Annotated in this window: 15 protein-coding genes; 11 read left to right on the top strand and 4 right to left on the bottom strand. The window is 34.0% G+C overall.

All coding sequences use genetic code 11. The features are described 5' to 3' along the window. Window positions 1-21: 21 nt before the first annotated feature. On the bottom strand, window positions 22-753 hold the full coding sequence (locus tag LpgJCM5343_RS04350) for a DUF554 domain-containing protein (RefSeq protein WP_003648939.1): 732 nt from the start codon (window positions 751-753) through the stop codon (window positions 22-24). A gap of 112 nt (window positions 754-865) precedes the next feature. Between LpgJCM5343_RS04350 and LpgJCM5343_RS04355 the strand changes: the two genes are divergently transcribed. From LpgJCM5343_RS04355 to LpgJCM5343_RS04385, 7 genes are all read left to right on the top strand, one after another. After that, on the top strand, window positions 866-1,762 hold the full coding sequence (locus tag LpgJCM5343_RS04355) for a LysR family transcriptional regulator (RefSeq protein WP_101890661.1): 897 nt from the start codon (window positions 866-868) through the stop codon (window positions 1,760-1,762). A gap of 64 nt (window positions 1,763-1,826) precedes the next feature. Beyond that, window positions 1,827-3,311 (top strand): UbiD family decarboxylase, encoded by a 1,485-nt coding sequence (locus LpgJCM5343_RS04360; protein WP_113576162.1) that lies wholly within the window; start codon window positions 1,827-1,829, stop codon window positions 3,309-3,311. Window positions 3,312-3,323: 12 nt separating this feature from the next. Further along, complete coding sequence (locus LpgJCM5343_RS04365) at window positions 3,324-3,887, top strand: UbiX family flavin prenyltransferase (RefSeq protein ID WP_101890663.1); 564 nt, start codon at window positions 3,324-3,326, stop codon at window positions 3,885-3,887. Window positions 3,888-3,889: 2 nt separating this feature from the next. Then, window positions 3,890-4,318: a prenylated flavin chaperone LpdD gene (lpdD, locus tag LpgJCM5343_RS04370; RefSeq protein WP_101890664.1), complete on the top strand. Its 429-nt coding sequence runs from the start codon at window positions 3,890-3,892 to the stop codon at window positions 4,316-4,318. Between the two features lie 209 nt (window positions 4,319-4,527). After that, on the top strand, window positions 4,528-6,051 hold the full coding sequence (locus LpgJCM5343_RS04375) for a hypothetical protein (protein ID WP_101890665.1): 1,524 nt from the start codon (window positions 4,528-4,530) through the stop codon (window positions 6,049-6,051). A 156-nt stretch (window positions 6,052-6,207) separates the two neighbouring features. After that, the gene (locus LpgJCM5343_RS04380) at window positions 6,208-6,477 is read left to right on the top strand and encodes a hypothetical protein (RefSeq protein WP_077959015.1); all 270 of its coding nucleotides are present in this window, start codon (window positions 6,208-6,210) and stop codon (window positions 6,475-6,477) included. Window positions 6,478-6,534: 57 nt separating this feature from the next. Next, window positions 6,535-8,478: a M13 family metallopeptidase gene (locus tag LpgJCM5343_RS04385; protein WP_113576161.1), complete on the top strand. Its 1,944-nt coding sequence runs from the start codon at window positions 6,535-6,537 to the stop codon at window positions 8,476-8,478. Window positions 8,479-8,535: 57 nt separating this feature from the next. Here LpgJCM5343_RS04385 and LpgJCM5343_RS04390 read toward each other — a convergent pair whose 3' ends face one another. Continuing rightward, window positions 8,536-9,891 carry an aspartate kinase gene (locus tag LpgJCM5343_RS04390; protein ID WP_101890666.1) on the bottom strand — a complete coding sequence of 452 codons (1,356 nt, stop codon included), beginning with the start codon at window positions 9,889-9,891 and terminating at the stop codon, window positions 8,536-8,538. An 88-nt stretch (window positions 9,892-9,979) separates the two neighbouring features. On the opposite strand from LpgJCM5343_RS04390, the gene LpgJCM5343_RS04395 reads away from it, so the two are divergent. Next, the gene (locus tag LpgJCM5343_RS04395) at window positions 9,980-11,038 is read left to right on the top strand and encodes an aspartate-semialdehyde dehydrogenase (RefSeq protein ID WP_101890667.1); all 1,059 of its coding nucleotides are present in this window, start codon (window positions 9,980-9,982) and stop codon (window positions 11,036-11,038) included. A 30-nt stretch (window positions 11,039-11,068) separates the two neighbouring features. Here the strand turns inward: LpgJCM5343_RS04395 and thrC are convergent, their stop codons facing one another. Then, window positions 11,069-12,556 carry a threonine synthase gene (gene thrC, locus LpgJCM5343_RS04400; protein ID WP_101890668.1) on the bottom strand — a complete coding sequence of 496 codons (1,488 nt, stop codon included), beginning with the start codon at window positions 12,554-12,556 and terminating at the stop codon, window positions 11,069-11,071. Window positions 12,557-12,656: 100 nt separating this feature from the next. Here thrC and LpgJCM5343_RS04405 point away from each other — a divergent pair, with 100 nt between their 5' ends. Further along, entirely contained in the window at window positions 12,657-13,883 is a 1,227-nt protein-coding gene (locus tag LpgJCM5343_RS04405; RefSeq protein WP_101890669.1) for a homoserine dehydrogenase, read from the top strand. 9 nt (window positions 13,884-13,892) lie between these two features. Beyond that, window positions 13,893-14,756 (top strand): homoserine kinase, encoded by an 864-nt coding sequence (gene thrB, locus LpgJCM5343_RS04410; protein ID WP_101890670.1) that lies wholly within the window; start codon window positions 13,893-13,895, stop codon window positions 14,754-14,756. Between the two features lie 60 nt (window positions 14,757-14,816). Here the strand turns inward: thrB and LpgJCM5343_RS04415 are convergent, their stop codons facing one another. After that, window positions 14,817-15,722: a LysR family transcriptional regulator gene (locus LpgJCM5343_RS04415; protein WP_101890671.1), complete on the bottom strand. Its 906-nt coding sequence runs from the start codon at window positions 15,720-15,722 to the stop codon at window positions 14,817-14,819. 114 nt (window positions 15,723-15,836) lie between these two features. Between LpgJCM5343_RS04415 and LpgJCM5343_RS04420 the strand changes: the two genes are divergently transcribed. After that, window positions 15,837-17,633, top strand: coding sequence for an FAD-dependent oxidoreductase (locus LpgJCM5343_RS04420; RefSeq protein ID WP_101890672.1), 1,797 nt, complete (start codon window positions 15,837-15,839; stop codon window positions 17,631-17,633). Window positions 17,634-17,673 lie beyond the last annotated feature (40 nt).

Raw genomic sequence — 17,673 nt, forward strand, 5'->3', positions numbered from 1 at the left:
AATGCACACAGTTCTTTTAGCTTAATGAATAAGTTTTAAAATTACATCTGACCAAAGCCAAGATAAGGGCATGACTAAAATCATGGCTGGGATCATTTCCGCTATTGGAAACATCTTGAGCTTTACCATTCTAAAGCCTGTCGCTAACATTAGAAAACCACCGCAAGCTTTAAAATCAGAAATCATTGATGGTGTAGTAAATGGCAAGATAAAACGAGCAAGCAAGAACAAAATAAAGAAAATAATAAATTGTGGAATAGCAATAATTGAAACTGCATAGCCTAAACTTGCTGCAAAGATTGCTGCGGTAAAGAAATCTAAGATTGATTTTGAAACAAGAATAGTAATATCTCCAGACATTCCCTCATCAAGTGAACCATAAATACCAGTTCCGCTTGCACAGAAAAGAACTGTGGCAGTAACCATTAAGCTCATAAATTCGTCTCTTGAAATAGATAAGTTTTCTGTTGGAATCATTCTAGTAATTGGACGCTGCATTAAAAGAGCACCTTGGTTAAAAATCTTTCCTAAATGAATTGCAAGACCAACAATTGTCCCAAGAATGACGGCAAAAATTACAGCAGGCATATACTTCATTGGCGCAATTGAAAAAATACCCATTCCCATTGAACAAGCACCAAAAATCATGTTCAATTTTTCTTTAAAATCTTCAGAAAGTTTATTGCCAAAGAATCCACCAAAAATTCCTCCCAATAAAACTGACGAAGCATTAACAATAACTCCGATTGGCATATTTGAACCTCTTTCTTATCAAATCAGGTTAATTATAAAAATTACAATAACTTGATCTCAATTCTAAATTGCGGTTTAATAATGCCAAATTGGAATACTTGAAGGGTAAATTATGGAAATTAATAAATTACGAGCTTTTGTTGATTTAGCAAAAACGCTGAATTTTTCAGAAACAGCAGAAAATTTGTATACAAGTCAAAGTACAATTTCTAAACAAATTAAGAGTCTTGAAAAAGAGCTAGGGCAAGAATTATTTGAAAGAAACAATAAGAATGTTGCCTTGTCAGAATATGGCAAGCTTATTTTGCCTAATGCTGAGAAAATTGTTTTGCTTTCTGATTGGATCAGTAAAGAAACTAGTGAGTTTAAGGATAATAATAGCGGTCAGATAAGGTTAGGAATCATTCCAACTTTTGCAAACTACGATATTTTTAAGCAAACTATGGTTTATCAAAAGTTGAAGCCAGATATTAGTCTTGCTTTGCAAGAAATTGAAACTAATCAATTAATAAATACTTTGAAACAAAAGCAAGTCGATGTGGCTTTTATTAGGACAATGGCGCCTGAAAAACTTGATTTTGAAAAAATAATCATTGCGCAAGAATCGTTTACTGTTTGTTTAAATAAGGAGCATCCATTTGCAAATAAAAATGAAATAAAGCTTTCAGATCTTAAAGACGAAACTTTTATTATGCTAGCAAAGAATAGTTTGTTATATGAACCAGTAATTAATTTATGTCGAAAAGCTGGATTTGACCCGAAGATTTCTTTTGTAAGTGATCGAATGAGTTCGATTCTTCAAATGGTAGAGAATAAACAAGGCGTAGCGATTTTAATGCATCCCCAAACAAAAAAGTCGGAAGTTTCATTTGTTTCGATTAAACCTACTTTAACAAGTACTTTATTATTTATTCGCAACAAAGGAAATCATTCTAAAATTGAAAATGACTTTTGGAATTATTTAAAGCAGTTTGAAATGCCAAATTGGAATAATTGCGGTAATAGATAGAATTGATGAACCTTTTACTTGACTCGTATGATAGACATGAAGTGAAGTAAAAGGAGATATTGAGATGACAAATTTACCAAAAGATCCTTGGGACTTAAGAAAAGTATTACGTGAAATTAAAGATAATCCAGAAGATTATCATGAAACAGACATTGAAATTGATCCAGATGCAGAAATTTCTGGTGTTTATCGCTACGTTGGTGCAGGTGGTACAGTTGAAAGACCAACAAAAGAAGGTCCTGCAATGATGTTCAATAATTTAAAGGGCTTTCCAAATACTCGGGTATTAATTGGTTTAATGGCTAGTCGCAAACGAGATGGTCGAATTTTGCACCATGACTACAAGACATTAGGCCGTTTCTTAAAAGACGCAGTTGAAAATCCAGTTCATCCAATTAAAGTTGATAAAAAAGATGCTCCTGCTCAAGAGGTTGTCCATTTAGCTAGTGATCCTGATTTTGATATTAGGAAACTAGTTCCAGCTCCAACTAATACCGAATACGATGCTGGTCCATACATTACTTGTGGTTTAGTTAAAGGTTCAAATCCTGACAAGACAATGACTGATGTTACAATTCATCGTATGGTGTTAGAAGATAAAGATACACTTGGAATGTATATTATGCCTGGTGGACGTCATATTGGACATTTTCAAAAAGAATTTGAAAAATTAAATAAACCCATGCCAATTACAATTAACATTGGCCTTGATCCAGCAGTCACAATTGGTGCAACTTTTGAACCTCCTACAACGCCATTGGGTTATGATGAGTTGGACGTTGCTGGAGCCTTAAGACAAGAACCAGTTCAATTAGTTGATGGTGTTTCAGTTTATGAATCAGCTTTAGCTAGAAGTGAATATGTTCTTGAAGGCTACATTATGCCGAATGAAACAATTAAGGAAGATATTAATACTGATTCTGGTTTTGCGATGCCAGAATTTCCAGGATATAATGGCCCAGCTAATCCTGCTGTAAATGTAGTAAAAATTACTGCAGTTACGCACCGAAAAAATAATCCAATTATGCAATCTGTTATTGGACCAAGTGAAGAGCATGTTTCAATGGCTGGTATTCCAACAGAAGCTTCAATTTTAGAATTGGTTGATAAAGCAATCCCAGGTAAAGTAGTTAATGTTTACAATCCTCCTGCAGGTGGTGGTAAGTTAATGACCATTATGCAAATTCATAAAGATAATCCGGCAGATGAGGGAATTCAAAGACAAGCTGCAATTTTGGCCTTTGGTGCATTTAAGGAATTGAAGACGGTTTGGTTAGTTGATGAAGACGTTGATATTTTTGATATGAATGATGTGGTTTGGACAATGAATACGCGCTTTCAAGCAGATCAAGACTTTGTCTGCATTCCAGGGATGCGTAACCATCCGCTTGATCCAAGCGAGCGCCCACAATATGATCCAAAATCAATTCGTGTTAAGGGAATGAGTTCAAAGACGATTGTTGATGGAACTGTCCCATTTGATATGAAGGATCAATTTATTCGTGCCAAGTTTAAAGAAATACCTGATTGGGAAAAGTATTTGAAATAGGGTTGATTAGTTTTGAAAAAGATAATAGTTGGAATTTCTGGTGCTTCAGGTAGTATTTACGGGATTGATTTATTAGAAAAACTAAGTAAAGCGACTAACGTTGAAACTCATTTAGTGATGAGTAATTGGGCCAAGGAAAATATTAAGCTTGAAACTGATTATTCTGTAGCTGAAGTAGAGAATTTGGCAGATTTTGTGTATGATAATCGAAATTTAGGTGCTGCGATTGCTAGTGGATCTTTTAGAATTGACGGAATGGTCATTGCACCAGCTAGTATGAAAACTGTGGCTGGAATTAGCATTGGCTTTGACGAAGATTTAATTATGCGCGCTGCAAGTGTCATGCTTAAAGAACAACGTAAGTTGATTTTAGTTCCCAGAGAAACACCACTATCAGCAATTCATCTAGAAAATCTTACTAAGCTAGCTAAATTGGGTGTTCATATTATTCCACCTATTCCATCTTTTTATGATCATCCTAAAACTATTCAAGATATCGTTGATCATCAAACGATGAAAGTGTTGGATAGTTTAAATATTGAAGCAGATTTTGCTAAGCGCTGGGATGGTGAATAGACTTGAAAAAGACGCTTACAATCACTAAAAGTTTTCAGCTAAAAGCAGATTGCTTATTGAACAATCAAGACTTATTAGTAAATTTGATCGGTGGAAATATTCCTCATGTTGGTGGAGTCGTTACTTTTGATCAAAAAACAAAAGAAGAAACCGTGGTTAAATTTGCTTCTCATGATGGTAGATTACATAAAGATATTTTTTTAGCACAACGTTTAGCTGAAAAGATTGAGAAAAAATTGCCGGGCAACTTAGTAATTAATGCGGGAGTTCACATTGATGGAATTTCTAAAGAACAAATTGATGACTCTTTTGTAATGACTGATAAGATTGCCCAAAAAATCTTAGCGTGGGTACAAGAAGAAACTTCTAGTTTTAAAGCTCCTAAATATACTACGCATCTTAAACGGGATGCGAGTGGTAAGTTAATTTAATAAAGCATATAAGGCTATTTCTTACGTAAATTAAGGAGTAGCCTTTTTTAATTTATTAAGTTAATAATGATAAGTACAAATTTTTCTTAATCTTTTTATGATTTAATTAGTCTTTTCTTAGCAATTCTATTAAATATTAAGCATATTTAGGTCACAATGGTTCGCTATTATTTTAGTCAATCAAAACCAAATAGAAAGGATTTCTCATTATGAAACTTACTAAATATACCACAATACCTTTATTAGCAGCTATTTTAGCTGGGGTTGCTGTTGAAGCTACCCCTCATCAGCAAGTGGATATCGTTCAGGCCAGTACGACTAAAAATCAGGGAGCTTCAAAGAGTGAGAAACCCGGTAAGCCAAGCGGTAAAAAGATGGGTACGCCTCCATCTGGAAATCCTCCACAAAAACCTAATGGTCAGACAGGGAAAGGTGGTCCAAATACTCAAAGTTATGACTACTCTGGCACACTTAAGGCAACGGTAAATGTTAAAACAGGTAGTAAAACTGTTGGTAAAAAGACTATTTCTAATTCTCAGGCAGATCAAAATACAGCTCTAGTTCAAAAAAATGGAAAATTGACTTTAGATGGCACTACCTTAAAGAAAACAGGCGCTTCAGCTAATGATGATAATGCAAACTTCTATGGCTTAGATTCAGTTATTCTAGCTAATGGCAAAAAAGCTGTTGCTACAGTGAATAATGCTAAAGTAAGTTCGAATGCTACCGGAGCAAATGGTATTTTTGCAACAAATAGTGGTACCGTTAATGTTAAAAACTCGACAATTACGACTACTGGAAAAGCTAACTCAAGAGGGTTAGATGCTACTTACGGTGGAAAAATTAACGCAGATCAAATTAAGATTTCTACCCAAGGTGATCATTCAGCTGGTGTGGCTACTGATAGAGGCGGCGGAGTAATTAAAGTTAAGAATTCTAAAATTACTACAAGTGGCTCAGGTTCACCTTTAGTTTATTCTACTGGCAATATTTCTTTGAAGAATGTAAAAGGAACGGCTAGTGGTAGTCAAATAGCTGGGATGGAAGGGTACAATAAGATATTTCTAAACAATTCCAAGTTAACTTCTACTAGCAATAAGATTTCTGGTTCTGATCCAATTAAAAATGGAGTAATTATTTATCAATCTACATCTGGGGATGCACATACTTCATCGGGTAAAAGTGCAACTTTTAAGGCCAAAGATTCAACGCTGAAGACTAAGATCTCAAGTGGCGCAATGTTTTACGTAACTAATACGACAGGAAAGATTACTTTAGAAAATACGAAACTTGATTTCAATAGTCAGAAAGTAAACTTGTTAAATGTTACAGGCAATAAATCAAATAATTGGGGAACCAAAGGCAAAAATGGTGGACATATTACTTTAACTGCTACTAAGCAGAAACTAAGTGGCAATATTACAGTTGATTCAATCTCTAGTGCTAATGTAAAATTACTTAAAAATTCAGTTTATACTGGGAAAACCTCAATTGTAGCTAATAGTTATGCCTCTTCGAAAGCTAAAACTCCGCTAACAATGAATATTAGTAATAGTTCAAAATGGGTTGTAACTGGAAATTCTACAGTTACAAATCTAAGTGTAGCTAAGGGTGGAAAAGTAGTTGACGCCAAAGGACGTAAAGTAACTATTGTCGAAAATGGTAAGACTGTTCAAAAGGGCAGTAGTCCATATAAAATTACGGTGAAAGGGGCGTTTTCAGAAAAAAATTAAAAACAATATCCTATTTCCTAAATTCACTTATTTATCTCACATCATATGAATAGCACTAAAAAGCAGTAAGAGTTATCTCTTACTGTTTTTTTGATTTAGAAATTTAACGTGGTTATGATATTAATAATACACATCAATAACTTGAAGGTGTTAAATATGGAAAATCTAGATAGCGAAAGATCACTTTATATTGAAGCTATTACTCAAGAAGTCAGCAAGATTTTGGCGAAAGAAGAAAAAATTCCATTAGAAAATGCAGAACACAATTTTATCCATTCAAGAACATACAATTATTTGGCATACTCTAATGATCCTTTTATCGAAGATGGACCAGAAGATTTTGTTGATTTATATCATAACGAACAAAAATATCATCGTTTAGTTTCTACTACTCAATTATTGGTGGAACAAGAAAATAAAAATTAGCTTAATATTTTTAATAATGGTATCATTTACCTAATTAAAGAAATGGGGTAAATAATTATGAGAAGATACTTCAGTGTTCGTGGAGGCGCAGGTGACTTAACTAAGCCTGATGTTAATACTAGACCACAAGATAATTTATATTTAGCAGTTAACTCTGAGTGGCTTTCAAAAGCAAAGATTCCAGCCGACAGAACTTCAACTGGAATTAATTTAATTTTAGATATGCGAATTGAAGACAAGCTTATGAAGGATTTTGCTGAATTTGCCAATGGTAAGAAGCCGCTTCCTGATGTAGCAAACTTTGAAAAGGCAATTAACTACTACAAGTTGGCAGCTGATTTTGATAAGAGAAATAAGGATCAAGCAGAACCAATTAAGAAAGACTTAGGCAGATTAGCTTCTTTAAAGAATTTTGAAGAATTTAATCAAAAAGCGGCTCAATTAATATCGAGTGGCTATGAATTACCGTTTGATATCTATGTATCTGAGGATATGAAGGATACAGATCATAATGCCCTATATGCGACTGGACCACAGCTTTTCTTGCCAGATACTACCGCTTATCAAGTTCCGGATGCTGAAAAGTTACTTGCTGTCTTAGAGAAGCAAACTGTAAAATTGCTTACTATGGTTGGAATAAGTGAAGAACAAGCTAAAACTTGGGCTAAGAGTGGAATTGAATTTGATAAAAAACTTTCTAAGATTTTGAAGTCAACAGAAGAATGGGCTGATGAAGTGGCAATGTATAATCCAGCTAGTTTGTCTGACTTTGAAGCAAAATTTGATCAGTTTGATATCAATTCATTCTTAAAGCAGCTTTTGCCTGAAATGCCTGAAAAGGTAATTGTAGCAGAACCACGTTACTTTAACCATATTAATGATTTCTTGAGTGAGAGCGAATTCGAAGAATTTAAGAGCTGGATGATTATTAAATTTATCAATAAAAGTGCAACCTACTTATCTCAAGATTTTAGAGAAGCTGCTTTTCCATTCAGACAAGCAGTTTATGGTGTTCCAGAGTTACCATCTCAAGATAAGCATGCATATCGCCTAGCTAATGTGGCTTTTGATGAAGTAATTGGTATTTACTATGGTAAAACTTATCTAGGAGATGAAGCCAAGGCTGACGTAATTAGTATGATTAAAAAGATGCTTAAGGTTTATGAACAAAGAATTCAAGAAAATACCTGGCTTTCAGAGCCTACTAAAAAACAAGCTATTATTAAATTAAAGGCTTTAAAGTTAAAGGTTGGCTATCCTGAAAAGAATAGAGCTCTTTTTGATAATTTAGTTGTAGATCCAAACAAGACTTTATACGAAAACCATGTTTTGATTAATCAAGAAAGAATTAAAGATATTCTTCAAAGATTAAATAAAAAGCCTGATAAAAGTATTTGGGAAATGCCAGGTAACTTGAACAACGCTTGCTACGACCCTTATAAGAATGACTTAACCTTCCCAGCAGGAATCTTGCAAGCTCCATTTTATGATGCAAAACAATCTCGGGCTGCTAACTATGGTGGAATTGGTGCAACAATTGGTCATGAAGTTTCTCATGCTTTTGACAATAACGGTGCCCAATTTGATGAAAAGGGCAACATGAAAAATTGGTGGACTAAGGAAGACTTTGCAGAATTTAACAAGCGTACTAAGGCAGTTGCTGATATCTTTGATGGCTTACAATATGGTCCAGTTAAAGTTAATGGTAAGCAAGTAGTTTCTGAAAATATTGCTGACTTAAGTGGACTTTCTTGTGCAATTGCAGCTAATAAGGCAGAAGGCGGAGAGATGAAAGATCTCTTTGAAACTTATGCTAAGAGCTGGATGCAAAAACAACGTCCGGAGTCAATTAAGGCTGAAGTACAATCTGATGTACATGCACCGCAGCCAACCAGAGTTAATATTCCAGCCCAAAACCAAGAAGAATTCTATGAAGCATACAATGTAACTCCAGAAGATGGTATGTGGCTTGATCCAGAAAATAGAATAACTATTTGGTAATGAGAAACCTAACGAAAAGAGCGATGAATTGATTCACCGCTCTTTTTAATAATATTTTTAATTAAAAAATGTTTGATAAATAGTTCGAATAACTTCTTCGGCATCGCCTCTTCTAGTTCCAATCATGATTGAAATCTGTGATGCGCCTTGATTAATCATTTGAATTGAAATGTTCTTTTGACCTAAAGGATAGAGAATACTTGCACATAGGCTCAGTTTGTCGCGCATTCCTTCACCAACTACCATGGTAATAGCGTAGTCATCGATCCACTGCATTTGATCAGGATTAAGCGAAACTTGAATTTCATTACAAATTTGGTCGATTAGTTCTGCATTAAGATCTTCTTTTTTGAAAATAATTGTAATATCGTCAATCCCAGACGGCATATGTTCATAAGCAACTTTATGTTGGTCTAAAATTTGTAAGATCTTTAATGTAAAACCAGCTCCTTTATTTAACAAGTACTTGTGTAAATAAAGGGCAGCAAAGTTCTTACCACCAGCAATACCGGTGATTGTATGTTGAGCTTTAAAGTTGGTCTCTGGCACGATCATTGTTCCTGGTTTTTCGGGATGCTGGGTATTTTTTACATTAACTGGAATCTGTGCTTGAATAGCAGGAATTAAAGCTTCATCATGAAAGACAGAAAACCCAGCATAAGAAAGTTCCCGCATTTCACGGTAGGTCATTTTGCTAATTGGCTCGGGATGAGAAACAATAGCAGGATTAGCTGAAAAAATGGCATCTACATCAGTAAAATTCTCATATAATTCCGCATTAAAACCGCGAGCTAAAATAGCGCCGGTAATGTCTGAGCCACCACGTGAAAAAGTGGCAATATTTCCAGAAGGTGAGATTCCATAGAATCCAGGAAAGATAATTTTCTCAGCGGGATCAAGTTCAAGATTGCGGAGGTTAACATAAGTTTCAGGGTTGACTGAAGCATCATTTGGACTGCCAGTCACAACTAAGCCAGCCTGTCTTGGTGTTAGAAGTCGCACCTTAAAACCTTGCTTTTTCATAATCATTGTTAAGAGCTTGGCATTTAAAAATTCACCATGAGCTTTAAATGCTGCCATCAGATAATCACGATTAGGAAAAGTATGAGTAGGAAGATCATTAATTAAAGCTTTGATTTCGTTAAGTCCCTGCATGCTCAAGTCAAAATATTCTCCAATTTCAGCATAACGAGAGTAAATTTGCGCTTGAATTTTTTCACAGTTTTGTTTACGAAGGGTAAGATTCGCATACTTAATTAAAAGATCAGTAACCTTGGTATCTGTCTTATTTCTTTTTCCCGGAGCGGAAACAACTACGACTTGGCGTTTATTATCGTTATTTAAAATATTAATTACTTGAGCAATTTTTGCGCCTGAAGCTACAGAACTGCCACCGAATTTAGCTACTTTCATACGGATTAGTTATCCTTCCTCGAAAAATTCTAGTTGACTTATATTATGCATCATTATAACCTACAAATAAAAGAAATGAGGACATATTATGAAAAAAGAATTTACGGTTGCTATCTTAGGTGCAACTGGCTTAGTGGGACAGCGAATGATCAAACAACTTGAGCAATCCACTATTCCGGTTAAAAAAGTTAAATTTTTAGCTTCTAAAAGATCTGCTGGCAAGAAGCTAAAATTTCGTGATCAAGAAGTAGAAGTTGAAGAAACTAGACCAGAATCATTTTCCGGTGTTGACATAGTTTTATCTTCTGCTGGTGGTGCAGTTTCTAAAAAGTTCTTGCCTGAAGCTGTTAAGAGAGGCAGTGTCTGCATTGATAATACTAGTGCATTTAGGATGGATCCTGATGTTCCATTAGTTGTTCCTGAAGTTAATGGCGAGGAAATTAAAAATCATCACGGTATTATTGCTAATCCAAATTGTTCTACCATCCAAATGGTAATGGCCTTAAAACCAATGATGGATAAATTTGGTTTGAAGCGAGTAATTGTATCAACTTATCAAGCAGCTTCTGGTGCTGGTCATGCAGCTTTAGAAGAGTTGTTCAAAGAAGCTAAAGATTATATGGCAGGTAAAAATATTAGAGATGAAGCTGAAGTTTTGCCAACTGCAGGAGATAAAAAGCATTATCCTTTAGCATTTAACTTATTGCCACAAATTGATGTTTTTGAAGACGATGGCTATAGTCATGAAGAATGGAAGATGATTCACGAAACTAAGAAGATTCTCTTAAACGATATGAATGCAGCTGATATTAAAGTGACAGCTACTTGTGTTCGTGTTCCAGTTGAAATTGCGCATGGCGAAAGTGTTTATTTTGAATTGGCAGATAAAAATGCTACTGTATCTGATCTAGAGAAGGTTTTAAAAGACTTCCCAGGAGTTCAAGTACAGAATGATTTTAGAAAACAAGAATATCCTCAACCATTAAATGCAGTTGGATCTAACGATACTTTTGTTGGTCGAATTAGGCCAGATTTAGAAACACCCGGAGCCTTTAATATGTGGGTTGTAGCTGATAATTTATTAAAAGGCGCAGCTGGAAATACTGTTCAAATTGCTGAAAAACTAGTTGCTAATGATTGGTTATAAAAAGGAATGAGTTTTTAACTCATTCCTTTTTTAGATATCCAAAATATTAAGTAAAGTATTTTCCATTTCACTGGCTTTAATTATTTGCTCTTGATAATTACCAGTTTGAATTAGATTATGTACATTCCCGCTTAAGTCTTCTTGTAGAAAACTATTCAGTTCTTTAATGGCTGGAACGCCTTTTTCTTTTACTTCTTTTCCAGTAAGAGCATGAAAGACTGTTTCAGGGAATTTATATGGGCTAGCAGTTGAAACTATCACCGTTGGCGTTTGATCAAGGCTTGTTTCTTGATATTTCTTGGTTACAAAAGAAGCGACAGCTGTATGAGGATCAAGCGTATACTGGTCTGCTATAAAAATACGGTTAATTTCATCTTCAACTTCGTTTTCTGTAGCAAAACCAGCAGCAAATAATTGGTCTAATTTTTCCTTAACAACAGGACTGACTGTATATTTACCTTTAGTACTTAGCTCATTCATTAATTGAGCTAACTTATTTGAATCTTCATCATAAAGGTCAAATAAAAGTCGTTCTAAATTACTTGAAACTAAGATATCCATGGCAGGTGAGTTAGTTAAGTAAAACTTACGTTGACGATCATAAGTACCAGTTTTAAAGAAATCAGTCAAAACGTTGTTTTGATCAGAAGCACAAATAAGTTTATGAATTGGTAAGCCCAATTTTTTAGCATAGTAGCCGGCAAGAATATCGCCAAAGTTCCCAGTTGGCACCGAAAAGTTAATTTTTTGTCCGGTTGTAATTTCACCATTTTTAACTAGTTGAACATAACTATAAAAATAATAGACAATTTGTGGAACTAAACGGCCAATATTCATTGAATTAGCGGAAGAAAATTGTAATTTGTTTAGTTTTAATTTTTTTACTAAAGCTTGATTATTAAAGATCTTCTTCACATTAGTCTGCGCATCGTCAAAGTTTCCTTTAATGGCAATTGCAGTTAAGTTATCGCCTTTAAGTCCCAGCATTTGTCTTAGTTGTACAGGACTTACACCGCCGTAAGGGTAGAAGACAATAACGTGAGTATGTTCTTGACCTTTAAAGCCGCTCATTGCTGCACCACCAGTATCTCCTGAAGTAGCAGTTAGAATAATGATATCAGAATCATTTTGCTTAATTTTGATAGCTGTATGCATTAAGCGTGGAAGTATTTGTAAGGCGATATCTTTAAAGGCAAGCGTTGGACCATGAAAGAGTTCCAGATAATAATTGTTTGCATGTTTAGCAATTTTGACAATTTCTTTGTCATCCCATTGATTACCATAAGCTTCATCTACAATTTGAGAAAGTTGGTCATCTGAAAAATCATCAAAAAAGGTTGCTAAAACTTTTTTAGCCATTTCTTGATAGGACATATTTTTAAATTGTTCTAAGTCAAAAATTGGCTTAGGAAAAGTAGTTGGAACAAAAAGTCCACCTTCTGGTGATAATCCTTGGATAATAGCTGCGGGAGCATCTAATTGATAATTTAAGTTAGCGCGTGTACTACGATATTGCATAAATTACTCCTTCTTAAAACATGTTTGTTCTTATCATTGTAACCTGTTTAGTGACTATGATACAATCAAAAATAAAAAAATTATTAAAGAGGCCCTTAAAATGAAAATCATTGAAGTTGCAATGCTCGGATTAGGTACGGTTGGCTCTGGTGTAATTGATATTTTAAAACATAGTAAAGAAAAAATAAGACAAATTACTAATACAGAATTTAAGACATCTAAAATATTGGTAAGAAATATTGATAAATATCGTAGTTTATACCCAGATCTAAATCTAACTACAAATTTTGAGCAAATTAGTCAAGATCAGGATATTAAAGTAGTCATTGAAGTTATGGGCGGTCTTCACCCGGCTAAAGAGTATGTATCAGAACTTTTAAAGCAGGGGCGTACTGTAATTACAGCTAATAAAGATTTAGTCGCAAGTTTTGGACCTGAATTAATGGCAATTGCTAACGAACATCAAGGTCGCTTGTTCTATGAAGCAAGTGTTGCTGGTGGAATTCCAATTTTGAGAATTTTAAATCAAAACTATGTTGGAGATCAGATTAAGCAGATTTCTGGTATTGTTAATGGCACCAGTAACTATATCTTGACCCAGATGGCAGATAATAACTGGTCATACGAGCAAGCTTTGAGTGAAGCACAAAAGTTAGGTTTTGCAGAAGCTGATCCAACTAATGATGTTAGTGGTAAGGATGCGGCATATAAGTTAATTATTCTTGGTCGACTAGCCTTTGGCATTAATTTAAAGCTTGATCAAATTAAAATGATGGGTATTACAGAAATAGATAAAAAAGAACTAGCAGTAATTAAAAAGTTTGGCTATACACTGAAGCTTATTGCCAAACTTGAAACTCAAAATAGTACTTATTATCCAGTTGTAATGCCCATGCTAGTTTCTGAGAATAGTATGCTGGGCCAGACCAAGAATGAATTTAATGGTATCGAAATAGAAAGCTATGCAATTGGAAAGTCATTTTATTATGGTCCAGGTGCTGGAAAACTTCCAACTGCTAATAGTGTTATCAATGATTTAGTAGCTGTAGCTAAAAAAGAAGCTCCTTTTAAAACTGATTGGAACTCTGTTTCAGTGAGTGTTAAGGATATTTTTACTAGACAATATTGGTTTAAGGTTGATAGTTCTCAAAACAAAGTAGTAGCCAATTTAATGGATAAATATCAAATTGAAGATGCTGATTTTTTGAATGATGAACAATATGACTACTATTTAACAGATAATGTTACAGTTGATCAAAAGGCAAAACTATTTAGCTCTTTGAAGGAAAAAAATATTAAAGTTTATAGTATGTATGAAGTTTATTAAGGATAGAAAATGAAAATTTTTGTACCTGCAACGTCAGCAAATATGGGGCCTGGATTTGATTGTCTGGGAACTGCCGTTTCGATGTTTTTAGAATTAGATGTACTGGAAGCAAGTGATAAATGGTTTGTTGAACACGATATGAATGAAATAAGTCATGATGAAAATAATTTAATTGTTAAAACCGCTTTAGAACTTGCTCCTAGATTAACGCCGCATCATCTATCAGTTAAGAGTCAAATTCCCTTAAGCCGTGGTTTAGGAAGTAGTTCAACTGCGATTGTAGCTGGAATTGAGCTAGCAAATCAACTAGCTAATTTTAATTTAAGCGAGCAAGATAAGTGTAGAATTGCTGCTAAGATTGAAGGACATCCAGATAATGTAATGCCTGCTATCTTAGGCGGAATGGTAGTTGCAAGTAAGATAGAGGATCAATATTATTTTCAAGAGTTACCCTTGATTCCATTTGATTTTGTTGCTTATATTCCTAGCTATGAATTAGACACGAAAGCTTCAAGAAATGCTTTACCTGAAAAGCTAGCTTTTAAGAATGCGACACATGCAAGCAGCATTTTAGGGACTTTAACGGCTAGCTTAGCTTTGCAAGATTATGAAACAGCTAAGAAAATGATTGAAGCAGATGAATTTCACGAACCATATCGACAAAAATTAGTTCCTGAATTAGTGAAAATCAGAGAAATTGCCCATCAGCATGAAGCTTTTGCTACTTATTTGAGTGGTGCTGGTTCTACAGTGATGACAATTATTGAACATAGTAGGACTGAAAAATTTATTACTAGTTTAAGAAAAGCTGGCTTAGATGATAGAATTGAGCAACTAAAGGCCAGTTCTCAAGGCGTATTTGTAGAAGAATAAGAATAATAAAAAACTAGAACTAACGCAATTGTGAAAGTTCTAGTTTTTTTATTTGTTAGGCTAATTGTTATTAAATGTCATGTTATAAGTATAAGTTTCGATTGATTTTATAAAACTATTAACTGCTTTTTTTCTGACAGTTTTAGAAGTTAAAATGGCAAGTTCCACCTTTGATTTCCAATTCAAAGGTATATAACATGAATTTTTTTCTAATTCTGGGTAAAGACAATATAAACCTAAAGCAATTCCTTGCTGCGATTTAATAAGTAAGTCTAAAGCAGAAATATCATTTGCGTAAGTTATGCTTATATTTGAAACTGAATTTTTAATTTTATTTTGAAGGCTAATAAGATCTATTGCTGCCCAAGTATTATCCAGAAAAAGCATATTTTGATTTGTAAAATCGTTGATATTTAAAATTTTTCTTTTAGAAAGAATATTATCGTTGGGTACAATGGCTTTAAAATATTCAGAGAATAAAATGGTTCTTTTTATATTACTTAAACCTTGTGCGTCTCTTCCGGTCGTAATAACAAGGTCTAAATTATTCGATATAAGATCTTGTTTAAAATCATTATGATTTAGGTCGGTTAAATTAAATTTTATATTAGGATTGTTTTTACGGAAATTATTTATCCAAATTGGAAGATATGTCTGGTTAAATGGAGTATATGAGTATCCTATTGTTATTTGACTTTCTGCATTTAAATTCTTCTTTTTAACATTTTGTAAGGCAGAATAGTAATTATTAATTAATGGTTTAATATCATGATAGAAAGTTTTTCCATTTTCAGTTATTGCTACGTAGTGTTTATTAGTATTAAACAATTGAGTGCCGATTTCTGATTCGATTGATTTGATAGTATGAGTAACGGTTGGTTGAGTTACGTGCATGTTTATAGCGGTTTTTGAGAAACTTCTAGTTTCAACTAAGTTAATAAAGATTGTCAATTTTTTAATGTCCATATTTGATATAACCTATTCTTATTACTAATAACAGATATTAATTTCACTTATAACTATATACTTTATATAATGAAAATGTAAACGATATCAATTGTTTTATAAGAAGGTAATAAAATGGTTCAATTTAGTGCAAGAGAAAAAGGATTTCATAATGAAATAGAAGCAGTTATTGATGTAGATAAAGATAATGAAAAACTAAAAAAAGTATGGGCAAAAGATATTGCTGAGAACACTATTGGAGCAGTTGGAATTAGAAAATGGCTTAAGGAAGCAAACCAAAAGGGCTCAGTAGAAGTTGATGCAATATCAGGAGCTTCAATTTCCACTGGAGCTTTTAGAAAGGCTGCTATTAAAGCAGCAAATGAAGCTGGATTGATAAAATTAAATACAGATGCAATAACAGGGGCATCTCAAAATGGCTCGCATTCGGAATTTAATGGAATTCCCAAACCAGCAAATTTTCCTCTTATTAATAAATTAACTACTGAAAAAGAAATAGTTAAATATGATGATACATATGATATTGTCGTTGTTGGAGCAGGTGGTGCAGGATTATCAGCAGCTGCTACAGCAGCAGAAAATAATGCTTCAGTAATGGTTATTGAGAAGCAGGGTATAGCTGGAGGAACAACAAATTATTCTGGTGGTGTTATTCAAGCTGCTGGTGATAAATGGCAGAAAAAATATACTAAATATCAAAATGATACACCAGAAAATCATGAAAAAGAATATATGAAGGCCGGTGAAGGACGAGTTTATCAAGAATTAGTTCATGATTTCACCCAAAATTCATCTAAAAATATTGAATGGCTCAGCAAGATGGGGATTAAGTGGACTAGTGTGTATGGACATACTGAAATTCCTTATGCTAAAAAGAATTTTGCCGATCGAATTCATGTGTACGAAGGCGGTGGAGCTGGAGGTAATGGAATTATTTTAACTCAAGCTTTACTGAATTATTCAAAAAAACAAGGCGCACGCTTTACATATAATACTGCAGTAGTAGGGCTTATTGTTTCTAATGATAGACATAAAGTATTGGGAGTTGTTACGGAAGATCATTCGCGTAAACTGAAATATTTAAAGGCAAGACGAGGAGTGATCCTTGCCACAGCTTCTATTGATCAGAATCTTGAACTAGCTAAAGATTTAAGTCCCCAACATTATGAAGATGTGAAAGCACATCATTGCTGGTCTGTCCAGACAGATAGAGGTGATGGAATTATTATGGGAATGTCTTTAGGTGCTGCTGTTACTGGTTTTGGCGGAACAATTGATTTTGATGCTAGAACTGGAAATGGGACAGATGACCGATTACCAACTATTCCGTCAATTTTTGTAAATGGTAAAGGTTTAAGATTTGTTAATGAAGACTCAACATATGCATATGGATTTAGAGCAATTTTCAATCAAGAAAAGCAACTTAATAAGCCTACTTATCAAATTTTTGGACAAACATCAATTTCTGAAAAAGCTTCTCCATGGAGTGCTGAATCATTAGATAAAGATGTAAAAAATGGTTTAGTAATTAAAGCATCTTCTCTTAAGGAATTAGCATCTTTAATTGATATACCAGTAATTAATTTAGTAAATAGTGTAAATACATGGAATAAAAATGCAGCAAAAGGTATTGATCCAGAATATGACAGAACGATGGGAGTAAAGCCATTTTCAGGTCCGTATTATGCATATAAGAATACTCCTGGAAATCTTGGAGCAATAGGTGGTTTAAAGATTAACAAGAAATGTAATGTTCTTGATATTTATCAGCAACCAATTACTGGTTTGTATGCAGCAGGATTAAATGCAGGTGGCTGGATTGGATCGTATTATCCTGGCTCTGGTACAGCTGTTGGTGGTGTTATTCACCAAGGCAGACGTGCTGCAAAATCAATTCTGGGATTAGAATAAAGACTAAAGATAAACTAAACGGATATGGTTTTAGATCATA

The sequence above is a fragment of the Lactobacillus paragasseri genome (assembly GCF_003584685.1).
Lineage (GTDB): Bacteria > Bacillota > Bacilli > Lactobacillales > Lactobacillaceae > Lactobacillus > Lactobacillus paragasseri.